Origin of the sequence: Saccharothrix sp. NRRL B-16314 (genome assembly GCF_000716595.1) — a bacterium.
Classification (GTDB): Bacteria; Actinomycetota; Actinomycetes; order Mycobacteriales; family Pseudonocardiaceae; genus Actinosynnema.
Window position 1 is genome coordinate 1 of record NZ_JNXC01000154.1, and the last position, 376, is coordinate 376.

A 376-nucleotide genomic window follows, 5' to 3' on the forward strand; every position below is an offset into this window, starting at 1 on the left:
GGCCTGGTCCGTGCTCTGGCTCCGCGCCGGGGTGCCGGTGGCGCTCCTCGCGGTCGGCCGCCCCCGCGACCTGGCCCAGGGCCGCAAGCTCGTCGAGACGGCCACCCCCGTCGACCCCGTGCGCGCGGCGGACCCCTCCGTCCCCCTGAAGGCGGCGGTCGCGTAGGGCCCGACTACCGGGTGTCAGTCCGGGATGGCAGGCTTGTCCTGTGACCGAGATTGACGTAAAGATCGATGCGCTCGTCCCCGCCTGGCTCTATGTGCCCGACATCGCGGAGATGCTCGATGTCGAGGTGACGCGCGTGCGGCAGCTGATCAAGGAAGGTCAGCTCATCGCCGTGCGCCGTGGAGAGAACAACGCCCTGCAGGTCCCCGC

The 376-nt window shown here is 71.3% G+C and carries 1 protein-coding gene and 1 pseudogene; both read left to right on the forward strand.

What is annotated here, in order from left to right; all coding sequences use genetic code 11:
- The first annotated feature begins 10 nt into the window (after positions 1-10).
- Positions 11-166, forward strand: coding sequence for an oxidoreductase C-terminal domain-containing protein (locus OQ02_RS47465; RefSeq protein WP_442973745.1), 156 nt, complete (start codon positions 11-13; stop codon positions 164-166).
- Positions 167-209: 43 nt separating this feature from the next.
- Positions 210-376 (forward strand): annotated as a pseudogene (locus tag OQ02_RS47065) (hypothetical protein); the annotation flags it as partial.